This is a genomic window from Amycolatopsis sp. NPDC004747, from assembly GCF_053601335.1.
In genome coordinates this window covers 26,542-50,491 of record NZ_JBSGBQ010000003.1, presented here as the reverse complement: position 1 = coordinate 50,491, position 23,950 = coordinate 26,542, and the positions used below count along the sequence as shown (strand labels likewise).

Here is a 23,950-nt window from a genome sequence, read left to right as displayed (position 1 = left end):
GGACCCCCTCATGCGGTCGTCACGCGGCCGTCGTGGACTTCGGCGATCCGGTCGACGGTGGTGAGGTGGGCGCGGTCGTGGGTGACCAGGACGGTCGCGGTCGCGCGCTGGTGGGTGAGGCGGGTGAGGAGGTCGAGGACGGCGGCTCCCCGCTCGTGGTCGAGGGCGCTGGTGGGTTCGTCGACCAGGAGAACGGTGGGGTCGTTCATCAGGGCGCGGGCGATGTTGACGCGCTGGCGCTGGCCGCCGGAGAGCTGGTGCGGGAGGCGGCCGGCCTGGGGGGCGAGCCCGACGGCGTCGAGCAGGTCCAGCGCGCGGGTGCGGGCCTTGGCCGGGGAGCGGCCGTCGATGGCCGCCATGACCTGGAGTTGTTCGGCGGCGGTCAGGGCGGGCAGCAGGTTGGGTTGCTGGAAGACGATGCCGATCTTGTGGCGGCGCAGATCGGTGAGTTCGCGGCGGGGGAGGCCGGTGGCGGTGGTGCCGTCGATGACGACGGTGCCGGAGTCGGGCGTGATCAGGGCGGCGGCGACGGCCAGCAGGCTGGACTTGCCCGAACCCGACGGGCCGACCAGCGCGGTCAGGGTGCCGCGGGGGACGTCGAGGGTGACGTGGTCGAGTGCGGTGAGGCGGGTGTCGCCGTCGGGGTAGGTGAGGGTGACGTCGGTCAGGGCGAGGCTCATCGGGCGCTCCCGAGTGCGGTCAGCGGGTCGACGGAGGTGATGCGGCGGATGGCGAGCGCGGCGCCGAGCGCGCCGAGCAGAACCATGGCGGCGGCCGGGACGAGCACGGTGGCGGGGGTGAGGACGAAGGGAACGGCGGTGCCGGCGAGCGCGGCGCCGAGTGCGGCGGCGAGCCCGGTGCCGGCCAGGGTGCCGCCGGCGAGCAGGACGACGGCCTGCCCGAGCGCGTCCTTGAGCAGGGCCGCCGTGGTGGCGCCCAGTGCCTTGAGGACGGCGATGTCGGCGCTGCGCTGGATGGTCCAGACGGTGAAGAAGGCGCCGATGACCAGGGCGGAGATGGCGAACAGGAAGCCGCGCATCAGCTGCAGGGAGCCGTTTTCGGAGGTGTAGGAGCCGATCGCGGCCAGGGAGTCGTCGCGGGAGACGGTGGTGGTGCCTGCCGCGTGGTCGGTGGTGGCGAGGTCGGCGCCGGACGTCGTGGTCAGGGCGATCACGGTCGCGTCCCCGCCGGTCGGCGGGGCGATCGCCCGCCAGGTGGCGAGGGTGGTCCAGACGACGGGGGTGTGGCTGTACGAGGCGTCGCCGGACACCGCGGCCACGGTGAGCCGCCGTCCGGCCAGGGTGATGCTGCCGCCGGGCCGAGTGCCCAGGTCGGCGGCGGCGGGCTCGGACAGGACCACGGAGTGCTCGGTGAGCCGGCCGGAGTCCGGGGCGAGGCCGGAGCCGGGGAGGACACCGAAGGCCGAGACGCCGGTGCTGCGGTCGCCGGCGTCGGCTTTGGTGGTGGTGATGCCCAGCGGTTCGGCGCTGGTGACCCCGGGCGTGGCCGACCACCGCTGCCACTGCGCCCGGGTGACGGCGGAGTTGGCGTAGGACAGGCTCTGGCCGCCGGTGGGGGCGGCGAAGGCGATCTTGTCGGCGGCCAGGCCGGTGATGGCGGACACGTTCTGCCTGCCGAGCCCGGCGGTCAGCCCGGACAGCAGGCCGACCAGCAGGGTGATCAGCACGATGACGGTGCCCATCAGGGCGAAGCGCCCGTTGGCGAACTTGAGGTCTCTCCAGGCGACGAACATGGCGTCGATCGTCGTCGCGCACCACCGCTGCGGCATCGGGCCGGGGATGGCACTTCCGGGGCCGGACTGCGGCGCGCCGTCTCCACCTTTCGATAGAGGTGGCTCGAGCCACGGCTCCGTAGGCTGGGAAGCACTGTGAACACCGCTCCTGCCCTGACCCCGACCAGCCGGGTGCTGACCTGGTGCCTGCACCTGCTGGTGCTCGCCCTGCTCGCCTTGGCGGCGGTGCGGGCCGTGGCCGGGGGCCAGGATCGGGCCGGCGCGGTCGTCGCGGTGGTGGTGGCGTGCGCCGTGGTGTACGCGGCCGGGCCGCTGCTGCCGCGTGTCCGCGCGTCGCGGTGGGCCGCCGCGGCGTGGCTGGCGCTGCTGAGCGCCGGGTGGCTCGTGCTGGTGGTGCTGACCGCCGACGGGGTGTGGGTCGCGTTCCCGCTGTACTTCCTGCAGCTGCACCTGCTGCCGCGCCGCTTCGGACTGGCCGCGGTGGTCGCGACGGCGGTGGTCGCGATCGCCGCCTTCGCCGCCCATCAGGATGGGTTCAGCCCGGCAGCCGCGATCGGCCCGGCGCTCGGTGCGGCCGTCGCGGTCGCCGTGGTGTGGGGCTACCAGGCGCTGTACCGGGAGAGCGAACGCCGGCAGCGGTTGATCGAGGAGCTGACCGGCACGCGCGCCGACCTGGCCGAGGCGCAGCACACCGCCGGGGTGCTGGCCGAGCGGGAGCGCCTGGCCCGCGAGATCCACGACACCCTCGCTCAAGGGCTGTCGAGCATCCAGCTGCTGCTGAGGGCCGCCGGGCGGTCTTTGCCCGAAACGTCGGGCAACGCCGCTCGCTACGTGGAGCAGGCCCGCCAGGCCGCCGCGGACAACCTCGCCGAGGCGCGCCGCTTCGTCGCCGCGCTCACCCCACCGGCGCTCGACGACACCACGCTGGCCGGTGCGCTGGAACGCCTGTGCGCCACCACCAGTACCCGGCACCGGCTCACCGCGAGCTTCCACGTCACCGGCGACCCGGTCCCGCTGCCGGCCGCGCACGAGGTCGCGCTGCTGCGCATCGCCCAGGCCGCGCTCGCCAACACCGTCCGGCACGCCGGCGCCGTCACCGCCGAGCTCACCCTGAGCTACCTCGGTGACGAGGTCGCCCTCGACGTCGTCGACGACGGCGCCGGCTTCGACGTCGGGACACTGCCCGCGGCCGATCCCGGCGAAGGCGGGTTCGGGCTCGCCGCGATGCGTGCCCGCAGCGGGGCGCTGGGTGGTTCCTTCACCGTCGAGTCGGCACCCGGTCGTGGCACGGCGCTGGCCGCCCGGCTTCCCCTGCCCCGGCCCGACGGCACCCGGCTCGAGGCCCGGCCGTGACCGGCACCCCGATCCGGCTGCTGCTGGCCGACGACCACCCCGTCGTGCGGGCGGGACTGCGCGCGGTGCTGGAGACCGAGCCCGGTCTCGTGGTGGTCGCCGAGGCCGCGACAGCCGAAGCCGCCGTGGCGCGGGCAGCCGAAGGAGACATCGACGTGGTCCTGATGGACCTGCAGTTCGGGCCCGGGATGACCGGAGCCGACGCGACCGCGGCGATCACCGCGCGGCCGGGCGCGCCCCGCGTCCTGGTCGTCACCACCTACGACACCGACGCCGACACCCTGCCCGCCATCGAGGCCGGCGCCACCGGGTACCTGCTCAAGGACGCCGATCCCGACGAACTGGCCGCCGCGGTGCGGACCGCCGCGGCCGGCCGCACCACCTTGGCGCCGACCGTCGCCGACCGGCTCCTCGATCGGATGCGCCGACCCGATGTCGCGGTCACCCGCCGGGAGATCGAGGTCCTCACCCTGGTCGCCGACGGGCTGTCCAACCGGGCCATCGCGCAGCGCCTGCACCTCACCGAAGGCACGGTGAAGTCGCACCTGGCGCGCTGCTACACCAAACTCGGCGTCGACTCCCGCACCGCCGCGGTGGCGACCGCGACGGACCTGGGGCTCATCCGCCGCTGACGCGGGCGGCCCGTTTGGAGGTCGAACCGGAGCCGGGGCACCTGCTTGGCCACCCGGCCGGACCAGTGGTCGCGTTCGTCGAGCGGTTCCCAGGTCCGGTCCGGGTGTACCGGTGAAGTCAGTCGGCGACGCCCTTGGCCTGGTCGATGTAGGTCTGCCGCTCCGGGGTCACGCGCAGGATGACGCGTTCGGACTTGATGTTGCCAGGCGGGTAGTCCTCGCCGTTGTACTTGCGGGAGAGCCGGTCGACCTGGCGGCGGGCGCGTTCGCCGTTCTCGACGCCGGTCACCTTGCCCCGGACCTCGGCGTAGCGGTAGGGGTTCTGCTCGTCGCGGATGAGCACGGTGATCCGCGGGTCGCGGGCGACGTTGTGGGCCTTGGTGCGGTGGGTTTCGGTGTTGAGCACGATTTCGCCGTCTTCGACGTCGACCCAGATCATCTGGGTCTGCAGCCGCCCGCTGGGCAGGACGGTGGTGACCGCGGCGAAGTTCTTGCCGGTGGCCAATTCCTCGGTCTCGGGCATCAGTTCCGGGCCATCGGCGGTGCGTGCGGGCACGTCGGCTCCTTCCGGTCGGGCGCGGCGCGCGGTGCGTCACGCCGATCGGCTACCCGGGCGCGCGGGCGGCAAACGGAAGTGGTTTCTCCGGGCCGCGACCGGGTACGCGGACGGGATGTCTGTGCAAGCCGTGGTGATGACGGAATTCGGCGGCCCTGACGTCTTGACCCTGACGGAGGTCGAGCGGCCCGAGCCGGGGCCGGGGGAGCTCCTCGTCCGGGTGCTCGCGTCGGGGACGAACCCAGTGGAGGCGAAGATCCGGCAGGGGGTGGCGATCCCGGACCTTGAGCTTCCCGCGGTCCTCGGCGGTGACGTCTCCGGCGTCGTGGAGGCGGTCGGCCCCGGGGTGACCGATTTCGCCCGGGGTGACGAGGTCTTCTACACGCCGGAAATGGCCTCGCGGTCGGGAAGCTACACCGAGCTGAACGTCGTGGCCGCGGCCATCGTCGCGCCGAAGCCCCGCGGGCTCAGTCACGTCGAAGCGGCGGCGATTCCACTGGCCGGGGGCACCGCGTGGGAGGCGATCGTCCGGCGGCTGGCCGTGCGTCCCGGGGAGACGGTGCTGGTGCACGCCGGCGCCGGCGGGGTCGGCACGTTCGCCGTGCAGTTCGCCACCGTGGCGGGCGCCCGGGTGCTGGCCACGGCCGGCCCGGCCAACCAGGACCTGCTGCGGGACCTCGGCGCCGAGCCGATCGACTACCGCGAAGCCGATCCGGTCGAGGTGGCGCTGGAGCACACCGGCGGCACGGGCGTCGACGCGGTGCTGGACCTCGTCGGCGGGGAAAACCTCGTGAAGAGCTGTGCGGCTGCCCGCGCGTTCGGCCGGATCGCGACGGTGCTGCCGCCCAAGGGCGAGCTGAGCCCGCTGTACCAGCGGAACCAGCAGCTGCACGGGATCATGCTCACCCGGGAGCGCCGTCGCCTGGAGGAGATGACACCGGTGTTCGAACGCCGTCAGGCCCGGCCGGTCGTCGAAGAGGTCCTGCCACTGGATCAGGTGCGCAAAGCGCACGAACGGCTCGATTCCGGGCACGGCCGGGGAAAGACGATCCTCGACCTCTCTTGAGCGCGATTGCTCACGAAGGGGCGGGCGCGGCCCGGACCCCTGGCGGTTTTGCTCCGCCTCGAACGGGTACGCCGAGTGATCCCACCGAGAGGGCAGCCCATGGCAGCGAGCGAAGACACCGGAACGGATCCCACGATCGGGGTGCGGGTCGACGGCACCGAGCACCGGCTCGTGGTCGACCCGCGACGGACCCTGCTCGACCTGATCCGCGACCAGCTGGGCGAGCCGGTCGCGAAGAAGGGCTGCGACCACGGCCAGTGCGGCGCGTGCACGGTGCTGGTCGGCGGCCGCCGGGTGCTGGCCTGCCTGACCCTGGCCGTGACCTGCGACGGCGCCGACGTCACGACGGCGGCGGGGCTCGCCCGCGACGGCGAACTGCACCCCGTCCAGCAGGCCTTCCTCGACAACGACGCCTTCCAGTGCGGGTACTGCACGCCGGGGCAGATCTGCTCCGCGGCCGGGTTGCTGGCCGAGTTCGCCGACGGCGTCCCCAGCCACGTCACCTCGCCCGTGCACAGCGCTCCACAGTGGTCCGACGAGGAGATCGCCGAACGGATGAGCGGGAACCTCTGCCGCTGCGGCGCCTACGCCGGGATCGTCGCCGCGGTCCGGGAGTTGCGGTGAAGACCTTCACCTTCGCCAAGCCGGCCACGGTGGCCGAGGCCGTGCGGTGGGCCGCCGAGCCGGGCGCGGTGTTCCTGGGCGGGGGCACGAACCTTGTCGATCACTTCAAGCTGGGGGTCGCTCGGCCGGACCGGGTCGTCGACGTCACCGGTGTGACGTCGGATGAGATCCGCGAGACCGAAGACGGCAGCCTGTTCGTCGGCGCCGGCGTCCGCAACAGCGACCTGGCCGCGCACCCCGTGGTCCGGCGACGCTGTCCGGTGCTGGCCGAGGCGCTCCTCGCCGGGGCCTCCGCCCAGCTGCGCAACATGGCCACGACCGGGGGAAACCCGTTGCAGCGCACGCGATGCCTGTACTTCCAGGACGTGACGACGCCGTGCAACAAGCGGGAACCCGGCTCGGGCTGCTCGGCGGTCGGCGGCGCCACGCGCCAGCACGCGATCCTCGGCGCGTCCGAGGCGTGCGTGGCGACGCACCCGTCCGACATGGCCGTCGCGCTGAGCGCCCTGGACGCGCGGGTGCACGTCGCGAGGCCCGGTGGTGAGCGGGAAATCGCTTTCACCGACCTGCACCGGCTGCCCGGCGAGCACCCGGAACGCGACACCGTCCTCGAACACGGCGAGCTGATCACCGGCTTCACCCTGCCCGCCGTGCCGTGGGCGCAGCGATCCGCCTACCGCAAGGTCCACGACCGGGCCTCGTACGCGTTCGCCCTGGTTTCCGTCGCCGCCGGCGTGTCCCTTGTGGACGGCGCGATCGCCGATGTCCGCGTCGCGTTCGGAGGGGTGGCGCACAAACCGTGGCGGGCCACCGAAGCGGAGGCCGTGCTGCGCGGTGCCCGGCCGGGCGAGGACGTGTTCGCGGCGGCCGCGGACGCCGAGCTGGCCGGGGCCCGCGCGCTCGACGGCGTCGACGGCGGGAACGCGTTCAAGATCCCGCTCGTCCGCCGCACCCTGGCCGCGGTGCTGCGCGAGGTGACGACCGAGGAGCGGACCCGATGACCGAACTGCTTGAACCCCACGCCATCGGCACCGCCACCACCCGCCGTGACGGCCCGGCCAAGGTGACCGGGACCGCGCCGTACGCCTTCGAAGCGCCGGCGGACCGGCCGGTGTACTGCCACCCGGTGCAGGCCACGATCGGCCGCGGCCGCTGCGCCCGGATCGCCACCGTGGCCGCCGAAAGCCTCGACGGCGTCGTGCAGGTGATCACGCCGTTCACCGCCGAGCGGCTGGCGAGCACCGAGGACGCCGAGCTGGCCGTGCTGCAGGCTCGCGAGGTGCCCTTCCGCGGTCACGTGGTCGCGTTGGTGCTGGCCGAGACACCGGAGATCGCCCGGCACGCCGCGGAGCTGGTGGCCGTCGAGTACGACGTCGAGCCGCACGACGTCGAGCTGCGCGCCGGCCGCGACGACCTGTATGCGCCGGACTCGGTGAACCCGGACTTCCCGACCGACACCGCGCAGGGTGACGCCGACGCCGGACTCGAAGGCGCCGAAGTGACCGTCGGGGGGACCTACACGACGGCCATGCAGCACAACAACCCGTTGGAGCCGCACGCGACCACCGCATTGTGGGACAACGGGATACTCGACCTGTGGGACTCCACCCAGGGCGTCCACCCGGTCCGTTCCACCGTCGCCGAGGTGTTCGGTCTGCCCGAGGACAAAGTCCGGGTCCGCTGCCCGTACGTCGGCGGCGGCTTCGGCTCGAAGGGCACGCCGCACGCGAACGTCGTGCTCGCCGCGCTGGCTGCCCGCGCGGTGCCGGGCCGCCCGGTGAAGCTGGCGCTGACCCGGCAGCAGATGTTCGCCCTCGCCGGGTACCGCACGCCCACGATCCAGCGCGTCCGGCTCGGCGCGGACCGGGACGGGCGCCTGCGCGCGCTGCGGGTCGACGTCGTCGAGCAAACCTCGCGGATCAAGGAGTTCGCCGAGCAGACCGCGGTGCCCGCGAGGATGATGTACGCGGTGCCGAACCGGGCCACCAGTCACCGGCTCGCCGCGCTGGACGTGCCGGTGCCGTCGTGGATGCGGGCACCGGGGGAGTGCCCCGGCATGTTCGGGCCCGAGGTCGCGATGGACGAACTCGCCGTGGCCCTGGGCATGGACCCGGTCGAGCTGCGGGTGCGCAACGAGCCGCAGCGGGATCCGGAGAACGGACGGCCGTTCTCCAGCCGGAACCTCGTCGCCTGCATGCGCACGGGAGCCGAGCGCTTCGGCTGGGCGGACCGCGATCCGCGGCCGGGTGTCCGCCGCGAGGGCCGCTGGCTGACCGGGACCGGCGTCGCGGCGTCGGTGTACCCGGCGAAGCGCTCGCCCGGGTCCACGGCGCTGGTCCGGTTCGAAGACGGCCGGTACGTCGTGGAGATCGGCGCCGCCGACCTGGGCACGGGCGCCTGGACGATCCTGCCGCAGATCGCGGCCGACGCCCTCGGTGTGCCCGCGTCGAACGTCGAGGTCCGCATCGGCGACACCCGCTACCCGAAGGCGACGGTCGCCGGCGGCTCGTCCGGCACCGCCTCCTGGGGAACGGCGATCGTCGCCGCGGCGGAGGCGTTCCGCGGCAAGTTCGGCACCGACCCGGCCGACGGCGCCGAGGCGAGCGCGGACACGCCGGAAAACCCGGCCGAAGAGCAGTACTCGATGTACGCGTTCGGCGCGCAGTTCGCCGAGGTGCGGATCGACGCCGACACGGGCGAGATCCGCGTCCCGCGACTGTGGGGCACGTTCGCGGCCGGCCGGATCGTCAACCCGGTGACCGCCCGATCCCAGCTCCTCGGCGGCATGACGATGGGGTTGTCGATGGCGTTGTTCGAGGACAGCGTGCTCGACCCGCGCACCGGGCACGTGGTCAACCACGACCTGGCCGAGTACCACATCGCCACCAACGCCGACGTCGGCGACCTGCGCGCGGACTGGCTCGACGAGCACGACCCGCACGTGAACCCGATGGGCACCAAGGGAGTCGGCGAGATCGGCATCGTCGGCACCGCGGCGGCGGTCGCGAACGCGGTGTACCACGCGACCGGCGTCCGGGTGCGGAAGCTGCCGATCACCCTCGACGCTCTGCTGCCCGCGCTCCCGTGAAGTTGCGGGTGTGCAGCCGTCACCGGTCAGGTGTAGCACGATCAGGTGACTCGCCGGACGTAGGCCCGACCGTCGCATACGGCGGACGACATGAATCAGGAAAAAGTGGCGCGTCGCGTGTACCCGCGACCGCAGGGGGAATCTGAGCGCGGTCACGGGCACTTCGACAGCCGCGATGGCGGTGGAACCCAGTCGCTGTCAAGCCCGCCATGGCCTGCTGATCACCGGGCACGACTCGAATGAACAGCGCCGGTGCGGGCTCGGCCCAAGCCGGAGCCGCGGTCCAGGACGGCCAGGAGAAGGAGACCGGAGATGACGGCAAAGGCTCGGTTCGCAGAACTGGCGACCGTGGCAGGAATAGGAGTCGCGGGCATCGGCGCGGTACGGCGGGCGATGTCCGGACGTCGGCGGGAGGGCGACGAGACTCCGGACAGGTGGTTGGTCGTCACGATCCTCCGGCCGCCGGACGAGGTCTCCGACGGATCGTTGCCCGCACCGCTCGTGGAGCTCGGCGATCTCGTCGAGGTCGAGGTCCGGCCCGCGCCGGGCGACAAGGGCACGGAACTCGCCGCCCGGCTCACCCGACGCGGACCGGCCTCGGCGTCTGCTCGCTTGCAGGGCGAGGACCCGCGCCAGCGAGTGCGGGTGGCGTTGCGCGAGGCCAAATCCCTCCTCGAGGTGGGCGAGATCGTCCACCCCGACGCGCCCGCGACCACCCACCCGGGCCCGGTCGGCCGTCTGCTGAGCCGGGTCACCCACATCGCACAAGGAGAGGGCCGGCTGTGAAGGCACTGTGCTGGGAAGGAATCAACGAGGTTCGGGTCGAGCAGGTGCCCGACCCGGAGATCCGCAACAGCGGCGATGTGATCGTCAAGGTGCGGGCCAGTGCGGCCTGCGGTTCGGACCTGCACCTGCTCGGCGGGTACATCCCCGCCATGCAGGCCGGTGACGTGCTCGGGCACGAGTTCCTCGGCGAGATCGTCGAGGCCGGCCCGGGCGTGCGGAAGCGCAAGGTCGGCGACCGGGTCGTCGTGTGCTCGTTCGCCGGCTGCGGCAGCTGCTGGTACTGCACCCATGACCTGTGGTCGTTGTGCGACAACGCCAACACCAACTCCGGCATCACCCAGGCCCTGTGGGGTGCGGACGTGGGCGCTTGCTTCGGCTACTCCCACGCCCTGGGTGGCCTGGCCGGCAGTCACGCCGAGTACATCCGGGTACCGTTCGCCGACCACGGCAGCTTCCCGGTCCCGGACGGGCTGGACGACGACCTGGCCGCCGTGTTCGCCTCCGACGCCGGCCCGACCGGGTGGATGGGTGCCGACCTCGGTGGCGTCAAGCCGGGTGACGTCGTCGCGGTGTGGGGTGCGGGGGCGGTCGGGCAGGTTGCCGCGCGCGCCTCGGCGCTGCTCGGCGCCGAGCGGGTGATCGTCATCGATCGCATTCCCGAACGGCTGCGTCAGGCTCGCGAGCACATGGGGGCGGAAACCCTCGACTACACCCGGACCGACGTCGGCGCCGAGCTGCGCGAGCTCAGCGGCGGTCGCGGACCCGACGTGTGCATCGAGGCCGTCGGGATGGAGGCCCACAGCCCCGGCCCCGAGTACGCCTACGACCAGCTCAAGCAGCAGCTGCGGCTGCAGAGCGACCGGCCCACCGCCCTGCGCGAAGCCATTCACGCGTGTCGCAAGGGCGGGTCGGTCTTCTGCCTGGGCGTGTTCGCCGGTGTGGTGGACAAGTTCCCGCTCGGGGCGCTGATGAACAAGGGGCTGGTCTTCCGCGGCGCCCAGCAGCACGGGCAGCGCTACATCCCCGGCCTCCTCGACCGCATCGCCCGCGGCGAACTGCCGACCCGGCACTTCGCCACCCACCCGATGACCCTCGACGAGGGACCGAAGGGCTACGAGATGTTCAAGCACAAGCAGCAGGGTTGCGTGCGACCGGTCTTCCGGTTCTGATCGGACACCGGCGGCGCCGTCCGTTCGGGAAGATTCGCCTTCGGATCCGAAGCTGTCTTGGCGGTACCGCTTCAAACCAGCGGATGGGGGAACTCGCCCTCGTCGGCACCCGGCGCTACGGAGGGATTCGACGATGGCAACGTTTTCCGGCGGTGAACGCGGCGACCGCGCGGGTCCCGCGCGCGAGGGGCACCACGCCCTGATCGCCCAGCCCCACACCGAGGACGAAGGCACGGTCGCCGAGGCGGAGGCGGAGGCCGCGCTGCTGCGCACCCCGGCCCGGCCGCTGGGCGAACCCGGCCGCCGGCTGAACCGGAAGTCGCCGTTCTTCGTCGGACTGCTCGGGGCCGCTGGGGTGGCGGTGGCCTACGTGCTCGCCCAGGCGATCGGCGCGGCGCAGCACACCCTCATGCTGATCGGGCTGGCGCTGTTCCTGGCGATCGGCGTGGAGCCGGCAGTGTCGTGGCTGGTGGGCCGCCGGTTCCCGCGCTGGGCGGCGGTGCTGACCGTGCTGGCCGGGCTGCTGGTCGTGGTCGGCGGGTTCCTCGCCCTGGCGATCCCGGTGGTCGTGGAGCAGGCGGCGGCGTTTGCGCACCAGGCGCCGCGGTACCTGCAGACGTTGCAGGACCGCAGTTCCCCGCTGGGGCAGCTCGACAACCGCTTCGGGCTGCAGCAGCACCTGCAGCAGCTGCTCAGTGGCGGGGCCGGAGTGCTCGACACGGCCTTGTCGGCAGGCAAGGCCGTGCTCGGGACGCTGGGGGACCTGCTGGTCGTGGTCGTGCTGACGATCTACTTCCTGGCGGACCTGCCGCGCGTCCGCCGGGGTTTCTACCGGCTGGCGCCCCGCTCGCGCCGGCCGCGGGTGATCCTGATCGGCGACGAGATCTTCGCCAAGGTGGGCGGCTACGTGCTGGGCAATGCGCTGGTCTCCTTGATCGCCGGGTCGGTCACGTTCGGTTGGCTGCTGATCTTCGGGGTGCCGTACGCGCTGCTGCTCGCGATCCTCGTTGCCCTGCTCGACCTGATCCCGGTTCTCGGCACGGTCATCGGCGGGATCGCCGTGTCGCTGGTGGCGCTGACGGTGTCCTGGCCGGTCGCGGTGGCCACCGTCGGGTTCTTCCTCGTCTACCGGGTGCTCGAGGACTACCTGCTGGTCCCGCGGATCATCGGCAGGGTCCTCAAGGTGCCCGCGCTGGTCACGGTGGTCGCGGTCCTGCTCGGCGGGGTCCTGCTCGGGGTGATCGGCGCGCTCGTCGCGATCCCGGTCGCCGCGGCAGTGCTGCTGGTCCTGCACGAGGTCACGTTCCCGCGGCTCGAGCAGACCTGAACCCCGGGCTCGGAGCAGTACGAGTGCCGCTGCCCTTGATGGCGGTGCTGATCGCGAACGAACGGCCTCCGCGAAAAGCGGAGGAGTGACCACGTTCGTCCGCGACCGGCGCCGGGTCGAAGGAGGTGCGCGTCCGGTCGGCCGCGGTGACGCGGGAGCCGGCCGGACGATCACCGGGCGTGGAGGCACCGACAGCCGGTGATCACTGTGGGCCGGCCGTGTTCCCGGAGTGCGCCTCGCGCTCGGCGAGCCGGTGAAGGGCGTCGCGCAGGTTGTTGCGGGCACGGTAGGCGAGTGCGGTCAGCTGATTCGGCGTCTTGTTGAGCGCCATGGCCACGACGGACGGCTGGACGCCGTCGACGGCGGTCAGCAGCAGCACCAGCCGGTGTCTGGCCGACAGCTCGCCGAACGCCTGTACCAGCAGGCTTTGCCGGTCGGCGGTCGCCTGCCGGTCGGCGATGGCGTCCAGACCGTCCGGGCCGGTCAGGCCGGCGAACACTGCTCCGTCCGCCAAGTACTCCCGTTCGCGTTTCTTGATGTGGGAGACGGCGCACGACCGCACCGTGTGCCGGAGGTAGGTCTTGAACCCGTCGGTACCGGGTCCGAGACCACGCTGGATCAGGGCGAATATCCGGGCGAACGCCTCGGCGGTGATGTCTTCCGCATCCGCGTGGTTGTACGTGAACTGCCTCGCGTAGGCGCGTGCGGATGCGAAGTGGCGTAGATACATTTCACCGCAGTCCGGGGGATGGCCTGGATGGTTCACGACGTGCACTTCGTGGGTGCCGGACGGGCGCCGGTCAGTGCTCGGCGGTTCCCAAGCGCGTCCGTGGTTCGCTGGGTCGGTCATCTCCGGTCAGCTCCTTTCGTGAGTGTCGCGCGCGACGGCGGCGTCGGGTGTGTGGTGCGTCGACGACACGTCGCTCAGGCTGTCGTCGGGTGCCGAGGACGGCCACCGGCCGGACCGGTCGGCCGTCGCTGCGGCTCTGAGGAGCGACTCGTCGAGGATCCGGATCCGGCGGTACTGGAGCTGAACGGCGTTCCGGTCGCTCAGCGCCCTCAGAGCCCGGTTGAGACTGGGGCGTGACACACCGGCCATGGCAGCGAGCGCGGACTGGGAAATCACCAGGACGCCGTTGCGTTCCTCCAAGAGCAGCATGCGCGCCGTGCGCTGCTCGACGTCGCCTTCCAGCACCGTCGCGAGCCGTCCCGACGTGGTGACCAGGCGGTCGGCCAAGCCGGACATCAGGTGCGGTGCGGCGCCGGGGCGCGACAGGAAAGCGTTGAGCAGGGGGTCGGTTGGCAGGAACAAGTACGAAACGTGGCTCGCCGCGCGGGCGAGCCGCGGAGCCGTTCTTCCGCTGATCAGTTCTTCGAGTCCCAGTACGTCTCCGCGGCAGAGTGTCTGCGTCACCACGTCGCGAGGACCCGTCACCAGTTCGACGATGCCGTCCTGGATGAACGCGACGCCATCGGGCCGGTGGTCGCGCCGGCACAGCACGGTGCGCGGCGCGCAGCGAACGGGAACGAGCTCCTGTGCGAGGCTGTCGAGCAGATCGTCCTGGGCGCCGAAGTCGGGTGGATCGCCCGGCAAGAGGCAATCGAGCGCGAATCTCGCGTTGCGGCGCGCGGAGTAGCGGGGTGATTGGGCTGAATTGGAGGCTGGGAAGTCATCGGTTTGCGTCATGGTTTCTCACCGTTTGTGGCCTTGAGTGCGATCGTCGAGTACTGGGCTTCGCGTGGTGCTGCCCAGGTGGATCGGTAACGTGCGGTCGGCAGGGATTCTGTGTTGCGGAGAAGTGAAGTCCGGCCAGAACGACTTGTCGGGGACGTCGCGGACAACGGGCGGGCTACCCTGGGAACTGCCTGGTCAGACACCTTTGCCGGAGCATCACTCGGCTGGTCGAGTAAATCGTCAAGCAGATGACTTTCCGAGACCGGGAAAGCGAGTTCGGATCTTCTCGCGCGAGTTCTCGGAACCGGTAACGGTAAAATTCGAACAAACCCTACACCTGCCTGGGTGGTAGGTGTTCGCAACGTGCTTCGGCGGGGTGTTCACCGGCGAAGTGTGCGGTAGTGTTCCTCGCGTCGGAGGACGTGTACGGCAAATATGAGACGGAGCTCTGGCTCTGTGGCGCGGTCCTGAAACCACGACCATGTGCGCGACCCGGTGAATTCGTCGGGTCGCACAAAGCGAGTGAGGAACAAAAAAATGAATCTCTTGGTGAAGAGCATGACCGCGGTCGGGATTTCCGTTCCGCTTCTGGTGGCGGGGTGGGGGGTGGCGTCCGCGCAGAGCGGCGGTGGCGCGGGCTGTGCCCACTACCAGGCCGGTTCGGTCGCGGCCGGGCCGAACGGTGCCGCCGCGGCCACGACCGGCACCGGCGTCGGTGGGTGCGCCGGGGGTGGTGGGAGCGGCCGCGATGCGGGCTGTGCCTACTACCAGGCCTGGCAGGTGAGCGCCGGCCCGGAGGGCGCCGTCGGGAATCTGGTGACCTCAGGCACGGGACAGTGCGTCGGCGCTTGAGGGAACCGCTGGGTGCAGGTGCCGGCCGGCCGGCACCTGCACCCGTCCACGCCAGGGTGTGCACAACCTCGCTCGTACCCGGTCGACCGTCGCCTGGCGAAGGACGAGCGCAAGCTAACGGAAAGGTCTGACGAGGGATGACAGGTCCGCTGGACGTCCGCCGGTCGAAGCCGAAAACCGGCGAGGGTGCCGTCCGATACGAGCACGCCGGTGCCGTCTTCGGTTCCGATGCGGAGTACCGCAGGTTGATCTACTCGTTCGTCACCGTCGGTGTCCAGCTCGGTGAGCGGGTCTGCTGTCTGGTGTCAGCAGGGGAACGGTTGCGGGCGCTCGACCGGCTTGCGGCGGCGGGGGTAAACGTCGGTCGCTTGACCGACCGAGGTCAGCTGCTGGTCATGTCGGTCCGCGATCACCACATCCGGCTGCCTCTCGACCAACCCGAGGGATTGTTCGCCTGGCTCGCCCGATACGCCGACAACACGAGAGCGGAAGGGTTCTCCGGGCTCCGGATCATGGTGGAGGCCAACTGGATCCGGGAGAAGCTGCGCCCGCCCGAAGCCGACGGGTTCGAGACGGGCATCGACCGGCTGATCGGTGACCGGCCGGGTGCGTTCCTGTGCGCCTACGATCGGCGCCGGTGCGGTACGGAGGCGCACCTCTGGGCGGCGGCGCACCGCGACCGGATCGATCCCGCACTGTCCTATCGCGACGAAAACCTGCAGATTGTGCCCGTCGAGAGCGGAATGCGCGTCATCGGCCGAGTCGACCTGCGGAATCGGGCGGTGTTCAGCCGGGCGTTGACGGCTGCGGTCGACCGCGCTCTGAGCACTCGGACCGATGTGCAGCTCCACGTCCGCGACTTGAGCGATCCTGACGGGCCGGCGGTCGCCGCTCTCGCCCGGACGGCCCGTCAGCTCAGCACGATCGGTCTCAGCCTCGTCGTGCACGCGCCATCGACCGGCCTGCTCCGCATCGCGAGCGTGCTGTGGGACGAGTTGCCGACCGGCATGATGATCCTGCCCTGAGGTGGTCAGAGCAGGTCTGTGGCGGGGCCGGCGGTTGACGGTATCCGTGCCGCCGCCTCGAGGCCGTCGTGGTCGAGGATCGGAATCCGCCGGTAGCGGAGTTCGACGAGGCCGGCGTCCCGGAGACTTCCCAGTGCCACGTTGAGCGCCGGCCGTGACACTCCGAGGAGATTGGCGAGAGTCGCCTGCGACAGGGGCACGACGCCCTCTCGCTCTTCGGCCAGCAGAATCCGCGCCGCTTTGGTGCGGAGGTCGTCGGCGAGCACGGCCGCCAGGTGGTCCCACGCGCGTACCAACCGGCGGGTCAGGCCGGCGACCACCAGTTCCATGAACGATCGGTCCTGGCGCAGGTGCGGGAAGGTCGTGACGGGCAGGAGCAGCGCGGTGACCTCGGTGCTCGCGCGGACCGCGTACGGACGTGGTTGCCCGTCCAGCAGCCGGACCACGCCGAACGCCTCGCCGCGGCACACCGTCTGCAGGACGAGCCGATCACGTCCGTTCGCCATGGTCAGTTCGACCGTCCCGGTCTGGATGATCCAGATGCCGGCGCACCAGCCGTCCAGGTGGCCCAGTTCGGCGCCGGCGGAGAACCGTTGCTGGATCAGTTCTCCGGCGAGCAAGGTGAGCAGACCGGACTCGGCCTCCGCACCGTACCCCGGACGCCCGGCGAGGCTGTCCGCCGCGAACCGGGCCCTGGCGAGTTCCGGCACCGAAAATGACGTGATCGGCCGCGGCGGTGCTGCCACCCGGGGAGTCGATCCGCTCATCATTCCTTCTCGGTTCACGGTCACGCGGCGGCGCCGAAAGCCCGGCTGATGAGCGGGGCGTGTCGGACGGCGGCATTCGCATTGCTGTTGACGACGGCAACCGGAGATCATCCGTGGGGCCGGACTATATGGCGAAGGACAAGGTGTTGTCCAGTGTTCAATAAAGAAACCGTGGTTTTCGGTGGCTCGGTTGGCCGCAGGGGTTGCTCCGGCGGTGCCCCGGACAGCTCGCGGCCGGTTCTGTTGTCTTCAAACAACTGTCATGCGAAGCTGCCGGGCTACCGTCAGTCACGGTCAGCGCAGGGTGATCGTGGTGATCACCGTGGCCGTCGTCACCAGCGCGCCCAGGAGCAGTCCCGCGCACAACACTTCGAGGGCCAGCCGCGGAAGGCCGTTCGATCTGTGCAGCCGGTGCCGTGGGCCGGTGTTCCGTGGTTCCGGGAACCGTGGGGAGCGAGCGGAGGTTGCCCGGCCGAGCGCGCGGTGGGTCATCGTGATTCCCATCTGGAATTTCGGAGCGTCGCGGAGAACTGATTACCCTCCCCGGCACGGTTTAATCGCCGCGGGAATCACCGGCGCTTCAGGTGGCTGCTGCCGAAATCGAACAGTCGGGACACTCTTTCGCGTTGCGGCAGTGCCATTCCGCGCTTCGGGGGAATACCGTGTGAGCACGTGGTGGTGAAGTTCTCGCTGCCACGGACGGTGGATGGCGTGCCCCGCCACCGCCGCCGGCCGGTAGGTCGCCGCACGCCGCCGGCGGCCTACCGATGCCGTTCCGGCCGGCGGCCGCAAACCTCGGAGTCGTGACCAGCAATGATCCGGACAGTGCTCGTCGACGGTCGCTCGCCGGTCAAAGCGCTGGCGCGGGCGCTCCTGGCGGAGGGGATTTCCCTCTGCTGCGTCTCGTCGGCGGATCACGCGTTCGACGTACTCCTGGCTGATCGCGTCGACGTCGTACTGGTGGACTTCGGGTTGCCCGGGGTGGACGGCGTGACCCTTTGCCGGGCCGTCCGGCGCCGGAGCGAAGCGCCGATCGTCGTCATCCTCCACCGGCCGACCGTCGGGGAAGCCGTGGCGGCTCTCGGCGCGGGTGCCGATCAGTGCGTGGTGGATCCGTTGGCGGCCGCGGAGTTCGCCGCGAGGATCCGGGCCTCGCTCCGGCGCCGGACGATCACGGCCCAGCCGGCCACGGTGCGTCTCGGTGAGGTGGAGATCCGGATGGTGGAGAGGCAGGTTCACCGGTGCGGCCGCGAAGTGCGGCTGACGAGCACCGAGTTCCGCCTGCTGGCCGAGCTCGCGGCGGCAGCGCCGATGGCCGTGAGCCGTAGCGAGCTGACCCGGCGTCTGTGGGGGTCCGCGCGCCTGGCGGACACGAGGCTGCTCGACCTCCACGTGTGCCGGCTCCGGAACAAGATCGAACCCGACCCTCGGCGTCCCCGTCTGGTCCGCACCGTGCGAGGCGTCGGGTACCAGGCCGTTCCCGCGTGGTGACGCCGGCCGGCCGGAACTCGGCGGATTCCGACAATTCGGTGCCCTGATCGAATCACTTGCCGATCTTGTCCGTCGTATCGCGCATATCCGCTGCCGGTTCGGCTATCTGAACGTCGTCCCGCCGGAACTTGTGGGTGGGACGTTCGCAACAACAAGAAAAACGAGAAAGGAACTTCACATGCGGAAGAGCTTGCGGCTCGGCGTCGTGGGTGCTGCCTTGGCGGCTCCCCTCATCCTGGGTGCGGCCGGCGTCGCGTCGGCGCAGACGGTCTCCGCCGGTGGCGCGACCGTTCCCTGCGCCGACTACCACGCGTCGAACGTCCAGGCGGGACCGAACGGATCCGGCGGGACCGAGGTGAACAGCAGCGTCGGGTGCGACGGCACCGGAGACGTCGACGGCGGGAACGGTGTCGACTCCAGCGGCGACGCCGGTGGCGGGCTCCTGAATTCGGTTCTCGGCCTGCTGTGAAACATCGGTTCATGATGTTCTGGTGATCGGTTCCGGCCGTCGAGGCCGGCAGCCGATCGCTTCGCCGGTAGGTCATCAGGAGCGTCTGGTGACCTACCGGTGCCGGCGGGTGGTGCGAGGATTCCGCAATTCACCGAATGCGCGGGCCGGTGCTCGTGGTGAACCGGAATTCGATCGTCACCGGGAGGGTGTCGAGGTCGAGAGCCTGCCGGAGCCGCGGCAGGCCGTGGGTGTCGAGGCGGTTGCGGATGGTGCTGAGTTCACCGTCCTGCTCGGCGCCGAGGACCAGGACGAGTGCCGGGGCGTCGCGGGAGCCGGTGAGGGTCGCGTGCGCCGCGTGGACGCCGGGGTAGGTGCGGACTTCGGCGAGGAACGGTTCGACGGCCGTACCGGGTGCCAGTTCGGTGGTGCCGCGGTCGGGTTCGGTGCCGAAGCGCCAGGTGTGGGTCTTGGGTGTACGGGCCAGCTGGGCGGCGAGCCAGCGCAGCAGCAGGAGACCGGCGATGACGGCGGACGCGGCGACGACGTACCAGACCCAGCCGGGTGGTCGGGCGGTGCCGGGCACGAGCGGGGTGTCCGCGGCGAGCAGCCGGAGCTTGCCGAAGTGGGTGGCGACGGCGAATCCGCCGGCCGCGAGCAGGAGCAGTCCGATCAGGGTCAGCAGGGTGCGGTTGAGGCGGGCTGGGCGGTTGAGGCTGCTCATGACGCGCTCCTGGTGGCCTTGACCTTCACCTTCACGGCGGGTTCGGTCGCCGGTGCGATCTGGGCGAGGCGGCGGGAAATGGCGGCGTGAACGGCCTCGGCCAGGCCGTCGGTCCTGGTTCGTCCGGTGCGCACGCGCGCGATGACCTTGCGGCGTCTGAGGGTCAGCTTCGCCCCCGACACGCCGTCGACGCCGGCCGCGGCGGTCCGCAGGGTGGAGCGGTAGCTGCGGCGGGACGCCCCCGACTCCGGCTCGCCCTGCAGGGGAAGCACGGTGAGCTTGCCGGGGAAGACCGCGGCGAGGACCAGGACGAGCCCGAGCAGCACCACCACGCCACCGGCGATTGCGGGGACCAGGCCGTTCCAGCGCTGTGCGTGCAGCCATCCGGCGACGCTGTCGTAGCTGATCCACGGCCGTTGCCCCAGGATCAGCTGAATCGCGACAACGGCGGCGAGGACGCACGCGGCAAGCAGGACGAGTGCGGTGAGCACGGCCGGGGTGCTGCGGCGGGGACGGCGTTTCACTGGACCCTCCTGGTGTCGGCGTGCGCGGTGTGCAGGGCGGTGACGGTGATGTCGACACGCTCCACCGCCAGGCCGGTGAGTTCGTGCACCCGGCGGATGAGGTGTTCGCGGACGGCGTCGGTGGTCCGAAGAACCGACCGCGGGTAGCTGATCGACAGGCGCACCGTCAGCGCGGCGGTGTCGCCGGCGACGGTCGCGGTGACTTTGGCGCTGCGGTCGGGGTCCTCGCTGCCGACGGCCACACCCAGCACCCGGGTGGCGGATCCGCCGACGCCGTCGACTTCGGTGACCGCGGTCGTGGCGATCCGCTCGACCGCCGTGTCCCCGATCGTCAGCGCGCCGCGGTCGCCGGCGTCCGAGTGCGCCGGCGCGGTCGTGGTCGCGGTGGTCATGGCGGGTCAGCCTCGGTCACGGCCGGACAGCGCCGACAAGTCGAGCTTGCCGTCGAGGTACCGGCCGGCGAGCAGGCCGAGCGCGCCGAGGACGAGGACCAGGAGGAAGGCGCCGAAGCCGCCGAACGCGGCGGCCAGGCCGAGGACGAGCCCGGTCAGCAGACCGAGGTGGGTCGACGTCATGGTTGTTCTCCGATGTGTCGATGGAAGTGGTTCGGCGGGGCGATGTCCCCGATGCGGACGTTCACCGGCCGGTCGGCCGGGGCGATCGCGGCGCGAACCGCGTTGCCGATTTCCGCCACTGTCGCCGGGTAGCGGCCGGTCACGCCGATGGTGATTTCGTCGGGCCGGATGCGGATTCCGGGGAGACGCCGGTGGGGCAGGAGGGTGGCGATCTCCCCGAACCGGCCGCTGTGCAGGCCCGCCACGGCGGGCAGGGCCAGCACAGCGGCGGCGATGGCGTCGGCGTCGATCGCGACGCCGCGGGTCACTGGACGCGGCCGGTGTCGGCCTGCTCGTCGGCGTCGTCGTCGCCGGGGAGGCGGACGTCGGAGACGTTGATGTTCACTTCGACGACCTCGAGCCCGGTGATCTGCTCGACCGCGGTGATGACGTTGCGCCGGACCGAGCGGGAGAGATCGGTGATGGACACGCCGTACTCGACGAGAACCTGCAGGTCGATCGCGGCTTGGCGTTCACCGACCTCGACGGAGACGCCCTGCCCGGCCGATGCGGTGGCGCCGGGGATGCGTTCGCGCAGCGCGTTGAAGGCGCGGGCGGCACCGCCGCCGAGGGCGTGGACTCCGGACACCTCGCGAGTGGCGATGCCGGCGACCTTCTGCACCACGACATCGGAGATCGTGGTGCTGCCGTGGCTGGAGGACAGCGCGCTGTCCGCGGCCTTGGTGAGGGTGCCGGTCGCCGGGCCCGCGGCCTTGCCGGTGCCGCTGGTCGTGGTGGCGGGGTTCGTCATGGCGTCTCCCTGAATACGGTTCGGATCGGTGTGTCCGTGCCGGTGTTGCGGATTCCGTCCCGCTTGCCTGCACACCAGATGGACACCGCTGTCCGGGAAACGTCACGAACCGATCGTGTGTCGTGGCTCTCGTTCGCCGGATCGGTCCGTGATCGCATTCACCTGGTGGGGTGAGTGACGAACAGCCGTGTTCGGTTGTCTTCCTGGTCGAAGGGCGCCACCGCCTGGGTGGCGCCGCGGAGACAGGGAGATCCACGATGTCGTTGGGCGACAAGATCGGCAACAAGGCCGAGGAACTCGGTGGCAAGGCCAAGGAAGCGACCGGCACCGTGACCGGTGACGAGCGGCTGCAGGCCGAGGGCAAGAGCGATCAGGTGAAGGCCGGGCTCAAGGGCGCGGTCGAAGACGTCAAGGACGTCGTCGGAAACGCGGCGGACAAGGTCAAGGACGTCTTCAAGAAGTGACCGCATCGCGGTAGTTCCGCGGGACAGCGCCACGGAACCGACCGGGATTCCCCACGGTGGGTGCGAGGTTCCCACCCGCACCCACCGTTCGGCACCGAATGGTGACTCTGCCAGCCGATACTGGATCTGTGGCTGTCGACCAGTACGGCAGCAGGTCAGGAAGGCCCACCGGCGGTTTCGCCGAGGAGGCCGACCGCAGCCGTGATGCCGTCCTCGGCACTGATCAGTTCTCCGAGGCGTGCGGTGCGGGCGCGCATGCCATCGTCCGCGAGCGTCGTGCGGAGAGCGGTCGCCAAGGAGCGCGCGGACAACCGGGGCCGGGGCAGCGGCCGCGGCCCCACGCCGAGCTCGGCGACCCTCTTCGCCCAGAAGGGCTGGTCGACTCCGTGTGGCACGACAACAGCGGGGACGCCCGCCCGCAGAGCGGCGGCGGTGGTGCCGGCGCCGCCGTGGTGGACCACCGCCGCGCACCGGGGGAACAGCCACGAGTGTGGCACCTGGTCGACGACGAACACGTCCTCGGAGGCGGCGATGTCACTCATGCCGCTCCACCCGGTGAGCAGCACCGCCCGGACCCCGGCCCGCCGGATCGCTTCGGTGACCGTTCGGGCGGTCGTGGTGGGATCACCGCTCACCATGCTGCCGAAGCCGATGCAGACGGGAGCCTCGCCCGAATCGAGGAACGTGACGAGCTCCGCCGGCGGAGTCCACTCAGGCTCCTCAGGCAGGAACCAGTAACCGGTGACGTTCCAGGCCGCGGGTACGGCCACGACGTGCCTGCTGAACCCGTAGACCGGAGGCGGGGGGTTTCTCGGCCGGGCCCGGCGACGGGGCAGGCCGAGCACGTCCGGGCGCACGGCACGGGAGACGGCGCGAAAAGGCAGCGTGAGCCCCGCTTCGGTGATCGCCGAGCCGATCAGGTTGCCCGCAGCTCCGGTCCAGGCCGGCATCCAAGGCGTCAGCACACCGGTGACCGCAGGGGAGACCGCCCCGACCGGGTGCAGGTGCGCGGGCACGAAGGGGATGCCGAGTCGCTCCGCCACGTCGATCCCGAGTACCGCGCCGCCGATACCGCCCAGCAGGGCGTCGGTGCCGTCGGCGTAGTCGAGCAGCGCGCGAGCGTGTAGCAACGACTGCCGGAGCAGCTGCTCGCGCATGCCCTTGGGGACAACACCGCGGGAGAACCCGGCCTCGGCCGCGGCGCGTGCGGCGTCGTCCATGCGTCCGGGCAGCGGCACCGCATCGAGCCCCAGGCCGGTCAGCCAGCCGGTGAAGTCCTCCGGCACGACAACACGGACCTGATGTCCCGCTTTCTGCAGGCCCAGGGCCAGGGCGGCGTAGGGCTGGACACCGCCACGCGTGTCGATGGCAACGACGCAGACCTGCACAGGCAACCTCCATTGCAACATGTTGTTGCAATAATAGGGGAGGTGGCGCCGCGTCGTCCACCGCCGGTCGTCGGCGGGTGGTGTGCGGTGCGACCGCGATATCGTCGGGCGGGCTGCGGCAGGTACAGCAGGATGGGAGCTGGGGATGGGTGATGGCCCGGACGTGCCGAGCCGTCGTGACGTGGGACGCCCCCGCGGCGCCCCCGTGGTGGCGGCGATCCTCGCGGCCGTGCGCGCCGAACTGGCCGAGAGCGGGTTCGACAAGCTGAGCGTCGATCGCGTCGCGCGCCGCGCCGAGGTCAACAAGACCAGCGTCTACCGGCGCTGGCCCACCAAAGAAGCCCTCGTTGCCGCCGCCATGGACGGGCTGCGCACCGAGTTCGCCGGCAGTCCCGACACGGGTGACCTGCGAACCGACCTGCACGCCCTGGCCAAGCCCATCGCGGAGTTCCTGTCGCGTCCCGAAGGTGCGGCTCTGGCGCGAGCGGCCATTGGCAGCGGCGCCACGAGCGAGGTCGCCTCCCTTGCCGCACGTCGGATGAGCGAGCAGGCGACACCGGTGTTCGCCATCGCCGAGCGGGCTCGCCGCCGCGGGGAGTGGAACGAAGACGCGGACCCCCAGCAGGTGATCTTCAGCCTGGTCGGTGCGATCGTGCACCGAGTGCTCCTCGAGCACGCCGACCCCACGGGCCCGTGGCTCGACTCACTCGTCGACCTGCTCCACCGCGGCGCAGCCGCGCAACGCTAACCCTCGGGCAAGTGCCTGGGGCGGCCGAGCGGGAATGGCCGGTCGGGCCGCAGCGCGCAGAGGTCTCGCCACGGCAGCGTCCGCCGCAGGCATCGGCGGCCGCGCCGCGTTCGTGGCAAAAACGA

At 71.3% G+C, this 23,950-nt stretch carries 29 protein-coding genes; 15 read left to right on the top strand and 14 right to left on the bottom strand.

Translation table 11 applies throughout. The features are described 5' to 3' along the window. Positions 1–8 precede the first annotated feature (8 nt). Positions 9–680: an ABC transporter ATP-binding protein gene (locus ACWEGE_RS05080; RefSeq protein WP_449659137.1), complete on the bottom strand. Its 672-nt coding sequence runs from the start codon at positions 678–680 to the stop codon at positions 9–11. After that, entirely contained in the window at positions 677–1,753 is a 1,077-nt protein-coding gene (locus ACWEGE_RS05075) for an ABC transporter permease (RefSeq protein WP_449659499.1), read from the bottom strand. Before ACWEGE_RS05075 ends, ACWEGE_RS05080 begins: the two co-directional genes overlap by 4 nt. 135 nt (positions 1,754–1,888) lie before the next feature. Between ACWEGE_RS05075 and ACWEGE_RS05070 the strand changes: the two genes are divergently transcribed. Beyond that, complete coding sequence (locus ACWEGE_RS05070) at positions 1,889–3,106, top strand: sensor histidine kinase (RefSeq protein WP_449659136.1); 1,218 nt, start codon at positions 1,889–1,891, stop codon at positions 3,104–3,106. Then, entirely contained in the window at positions 3,103–3,738 is a 636-nt protein-coding gene (locus tag ACWEGE_RS05065; RefSeq protein WP_449659135.1) for a response regulator, read from the top strand. Before ACWEGE_RS05070 ends, ACWEGE_RS05065 begins: the two co-directional genes overlap by 4 nt. Before the next feature lie 118 nt (positions 3,739–3,856). Here the strand turns inward: ACWEGE_RS05065 and ACWEGE_RS05060 are convergent, their stop codons facing one another. Next, entirely contained in the window at positions 3,857–4,294 is a 438-nt protein-coding gene (locus ACWEGE_RS05060) for a PPOX class F420-dependent oxidoreductase (protein ID WP_449659134.1), read from the bottom strand. A gap of 115 nt (positions 4,295–4,409) precedes the next feature. Between ACWEGE_RS05060 and ACWEGE_RS05055 the strand changes: the two genes are divergently transcribed. The 7 genes from ACWEGE_RS05055 (at position 4,410) to ACWEGE_RS05025 (ending at position 12,354) form a co-directional block, all read left to right on the top strand. Further along, positions 4,410–5,360 (top strand): zinc-binding dehydrogenase, encoded by a 951-nt coding sequence (locus tag ACWEGE_RS05055; protein ID WP_449659133.1) that lies wholly within the window; start codon positions 4,410–4,412, stop codon positions 5,358–5,360. Between the two features lie 99 nt (positions 5,361–5,459). Beyond that, positions 5,460–5,984: a (2Fe-2S)-binding protein gene (locus ACWEGE_RS05050; RefSeq protein ID WP_449659132.1), complete on the top strand. Its 525-nt coding sequence runs from the start codon at positions 5,460–5,462 to the stop codon at positions 5,982–5,984. Beyond that, positions 5,981–6,985: an FAD binding domain-containing protein gene (locus tag ACWEGE_RS05045; protein WP_449659131.1), complete on the top strand. Its 1,005-nt coding sequence runs from the start codon at positions 5,981–5,983 to the stop codon at positions 6,983–6,985. Before ACWEGE_RS05050 ends, ACWEGE_RS05045 begins: the two co-directional genes overlap by 4 nt. Next, positions 6,982–9,072: a xanthine dehydrogenase family protein molybdopterin-binding subunit gene (locus tag ACWEGE_RS05040; RefSeq protein ID WP_449659130.1), complete on the top strand. Its 2,091-nt coding sequence runs from the start codon at positions 6,982–6,984 to the stop codon at positions 9,070–9,072. The genes ACWEGE_RS05045 and ACWEGE_RS05040 overlap by 4 nt, the downstream gene beginning before the upstream one ends. Before the next feature lie 312 nt (positions 9,073–9,384). After that, on the top strand, positions 9,385–9,858 hold the full coding sequence (locus ACWEGE_RS05035) for a hypothetical protein (protein WP_449659129.1): 474 nt from the start codon (positions 9,385–9,387) through the stop codon (positions 9,856–9,858). After that, entirely contained in the window at positions 9,855–11,027 is a 1,173-nt protein-coding gene (locus ACWEGE_RS05030) for a zinc-dependent alcohol dehydrogenase (protein ID WP_449659128.1), read from the top strand. The genes ACWEGE_RS05035 and ACWEGE_RS05030 overlap by 4 nt, the downstream gene beginning before the upstream one ends. A gap of 133 nt (positions 11,028–11,160) precedes the next feature. Continuing rightward, positions 11,161–12,354, top strand: a complete 1,194-nt coding sequence (locus ACWEGE_RS05025) for an AI-2E family transporter (protein WP_449659127.1) — start codon at positions 11,161–11,163, stop codon at positions 12,352–12,354. 202 nt (positions 12,355–12,556) lie between these two features. Here ACWEGE_RS05025 and ACWEGE_RS05020 read toward each other — a convergent pair whose 3' ends face one another. Further along, positions 12,557–13,204 (bottom strand): RNA polymerase sigma factor, encoded by a 648-nt coding sequence (locus ACWEGE_RS05020; protein ID WP_449659126.1) that lies wholly within the window; start codon positions 13,202–13,204, stop codon positions 12,557–12,559. 6 nt (positions 13,205–13,210) lie between these two features. Next, positions 13,211–14,041: a Crp/Fnr family transcriptional regulator gene (locus ACWEGE_RS05015; protein ID WP_449659125.1), complete on the bottom strand. Its 831-nt coding sequence runs from the start codon at positions 14,039–14,041 to the stop codon at positions 13,211–13,213. A gap of 525 nt (positions 14,042–14,566) precedes the next feature. Between ACWEGE_RS05015 and ACWEGE_RS05010 the strand changes: the two genes are divergently transcribed. Then, complete coding sequence (locus ACWEGE_RS05010; protein WP_449659124.1) at positions 14,567–14,881, top strand: hypothetical protein; 315 nt, start codon at positions 14,567–14,569, stop codon at positions 14,879–14,881. 137 nt (positions 14,882–15,018) lie between these two features. Beyond that, positions 15,019–15,906 (top strand): MEDS domain-containing protein, encoded by an 888-nt coding sequence (locus tag ACWEGE_RS05005; protein WP_449659123.1) that lies wholly within the window; start codon positions 15,019–15,021, stop codon positions 15,904–15,906. A gap of 5 nt (positions 15,907–15,911) precedes the next feature. Here the strand turns inward: ACWEGE_RS05005 and ACWEGE_RS05000 are convergent, their stop codons facing one another. Both ACWEGE_RS05000 and ACWEGE_RS04995 read right to left on the bottom strand, forming a co-directional pair. Next, the gene (locus tag ACWEGE_RS05000) at positions 15,912–16,652 is read right to left on the bottom strand and encodes a Crp/Fnr family transcriptional regulator (protein ID WP_449659122.1); all 741 of its coding nucleotides are present in this window, start codon (positions 16,650–16,652) and stop codon (positions 15,912–15,914) included. Between the two features lie 315 nt (positions 16,653–16,967). Then, positions 16,968–17,165, bottom strand: coding sequence for a hypothetical protein (locus ACWEGE_RS04995; RefSeq protein WP_449659121.1), 198 nt, complete (start codon positions 17,163–17,165; stop codon positions 16,968–16,970). Between the two features lie 333 nt (positions 17,166–17,498). On the opposite strand from ACWEGE_RS04995, the gene ACWEGE_RS04990 reads away from it, so the two are divergent. Together ACWEGE_RS04990 and ACWEGE_RS04985 are read left to right on the top strand one after the other, a co-directional pair. Further along, positions 17,499–18,164, top strand: a complete 666-nt coding sequence (locus ACWEGE_RS04990) for a winged helix-turn-helix domain-containing protein (protein ID WP_449659120.1) — start codon at positions 17,499–17,501, stop codon at positions 18,162–18,164. A 178-nt stretch (positions 18,165–18,342) separates the two neighbouring features. Beyond that, positions 18,343–18,633 (top strand): hypothetical protein, encoded by a 291-nt coding sequence (locus ACWEGE_RS04985; protein WP_449659119.1) that lies wholly within the window; start codon positions 18,343–18,345, stop codon positions 18,631–18,633. Between the two features lie 130 nt (positions 18,634–18,763). Here ACWEGE_RS04985 and ACWEGE_RS04980 read toward each other — a convergent pair whose 3' ends face one another. Genes ACWEGE_RS04980 through ACWEGE_RS04955 form a run of 6 tightly spaced genes read right to left on the bottom strand, consistent with a single transcriptional unit; the run spans position 18,764 to position 21,225 of the window. Then, positions 18,764–19,336, bottom strand: coding sequence for an alkaline shock response membrane anchor protein AmaP (locus ACWEGE_RS04980; RefSeq protein ID WP_449659118.1), 573 nt, complete (start codon positions 19,334–19,336; stop codon positions 18,764–18,766). Further along, positions 19,333–19,860 carry a DUF6286 domain-containing protein gene (locus tag ACWEGE_RS04975; protein ID WP_449659117.1) on the bottom strand — a complete coding sequence of 176 codons (528 nt, stop codon included), beginning with the start codon at positions 19,858–19,860 and terminating at the stop codon, positions 19,333–19,335. The genes ACWEGE_RS04980 and ACWEGE_RS04975 overlap by 4 nt, the downstream gene beginning before the upstream one ends. Continuing rightward, on the bottom strand, positions 19,857–20,252 hold the full coding sequence (locus ACWEGE_RS04970) for an Asp23/Gls24 family envelope stress response protein (RefSeq protein WP_449659116.1): 396 nt from the start codon (positions 20,250–20,252) through the stop codon (positions 19,857–19,859). Before ACWEGE_RS04970 ends, ACWEGE_RS04975 begins: the two co-directional genes overlap by 4 nt. Positions 20,253–20,258: 6 nt before the next feature. Continuing rightward, the gene (locus ACWEGE_RS04965; protein ID WP_449659115.1) at positions 20,259–20,435 is read right to left on the bottom strand and encodes a hypothetical protein; all 177 of its coding nucleotides are present in this window, start codon (positions 20,433–20,435) and stop codon (positions 20,259–20,261) included. Next, positions 20,432–20,743: a hypothetical protein gene (locus tag ACWEGE_RS04960; protein WP_449659114.1), complete on the bottom strand. Its 312-nt coding sequence runs from the start codon at positions 20,741–20,743 to the stop codon at positions 20,432–20,434. Before ACWEGE_RS04960 ends, ACWEGE_RS04965 begins: the two co-directional genes overlap by 4 nt. Then, on the bottom strand, positions 20,740–21,225 hold the full coding sequence (locus tag ACWEGE_RS04955) for an Asp23/Gls24 family envelope stress response protein (protein ID WP_449659113.1): 486 nt from the start codon (positions 21,223–21,225) through the stop codon (positions 20,740–20,742). The genes ACWEGE_RS04960 and ACWEGE_RS04955 overlap by 4 nt, the downstream gene beginning before the upstream one ends. Before the next feature lie 257 nt (positions 21,226–21,482). On the opposite strand from ACWEGE_RS04955, the gene ACWEGE_RS04950 reads away from it, so the two are divergent. Then, positions 21,483–21,689 (top strand): CsbD family protein, encoded by a 207-nt coding sequence (locus ACWEGE_RS04950; protein ID WP_449659112.1) that lies wholly within the window; start codon positions 21,483–21,485, stop codon positions 21,687–21,689. A gap of 155 nt (positions 21,690–21,844) precedes the next feature. Here ACWEGE_RS04950 and ACWEGE_RS04945 read toward each other — a convergent pair whose 3' ends face one another. Further along, positions 21,845–23,077, bottom strand: coding sequence for a glycosyltransferase (locus ACWEGE_RS04945; RefSeq protein ID WP_449659111.1), 1,233 nt, complete (start codon positions 23,075–23,077; stop codon positions 21,845–21,847). Positions 23,078–23,222: 145 nt separating this feature from the next. Here ACWEGE_RS04945 and ACWEGE_RS04940 point away from each other — a divergent pair, with 145 nt between their 5' ends. Next, a complete protein-coding gene (locus tag ACWEGE_RS04940) occupies positions 23,223–23,825 on the top strand; it encodes a TetR/AcrR family transcriptional regulator (RefSeq protein ID WP_449659110.1) in 603 nt (200 codons plus the stop codon). Positions 23,826–23,950 lie beyond the last annotated feature (125 nt).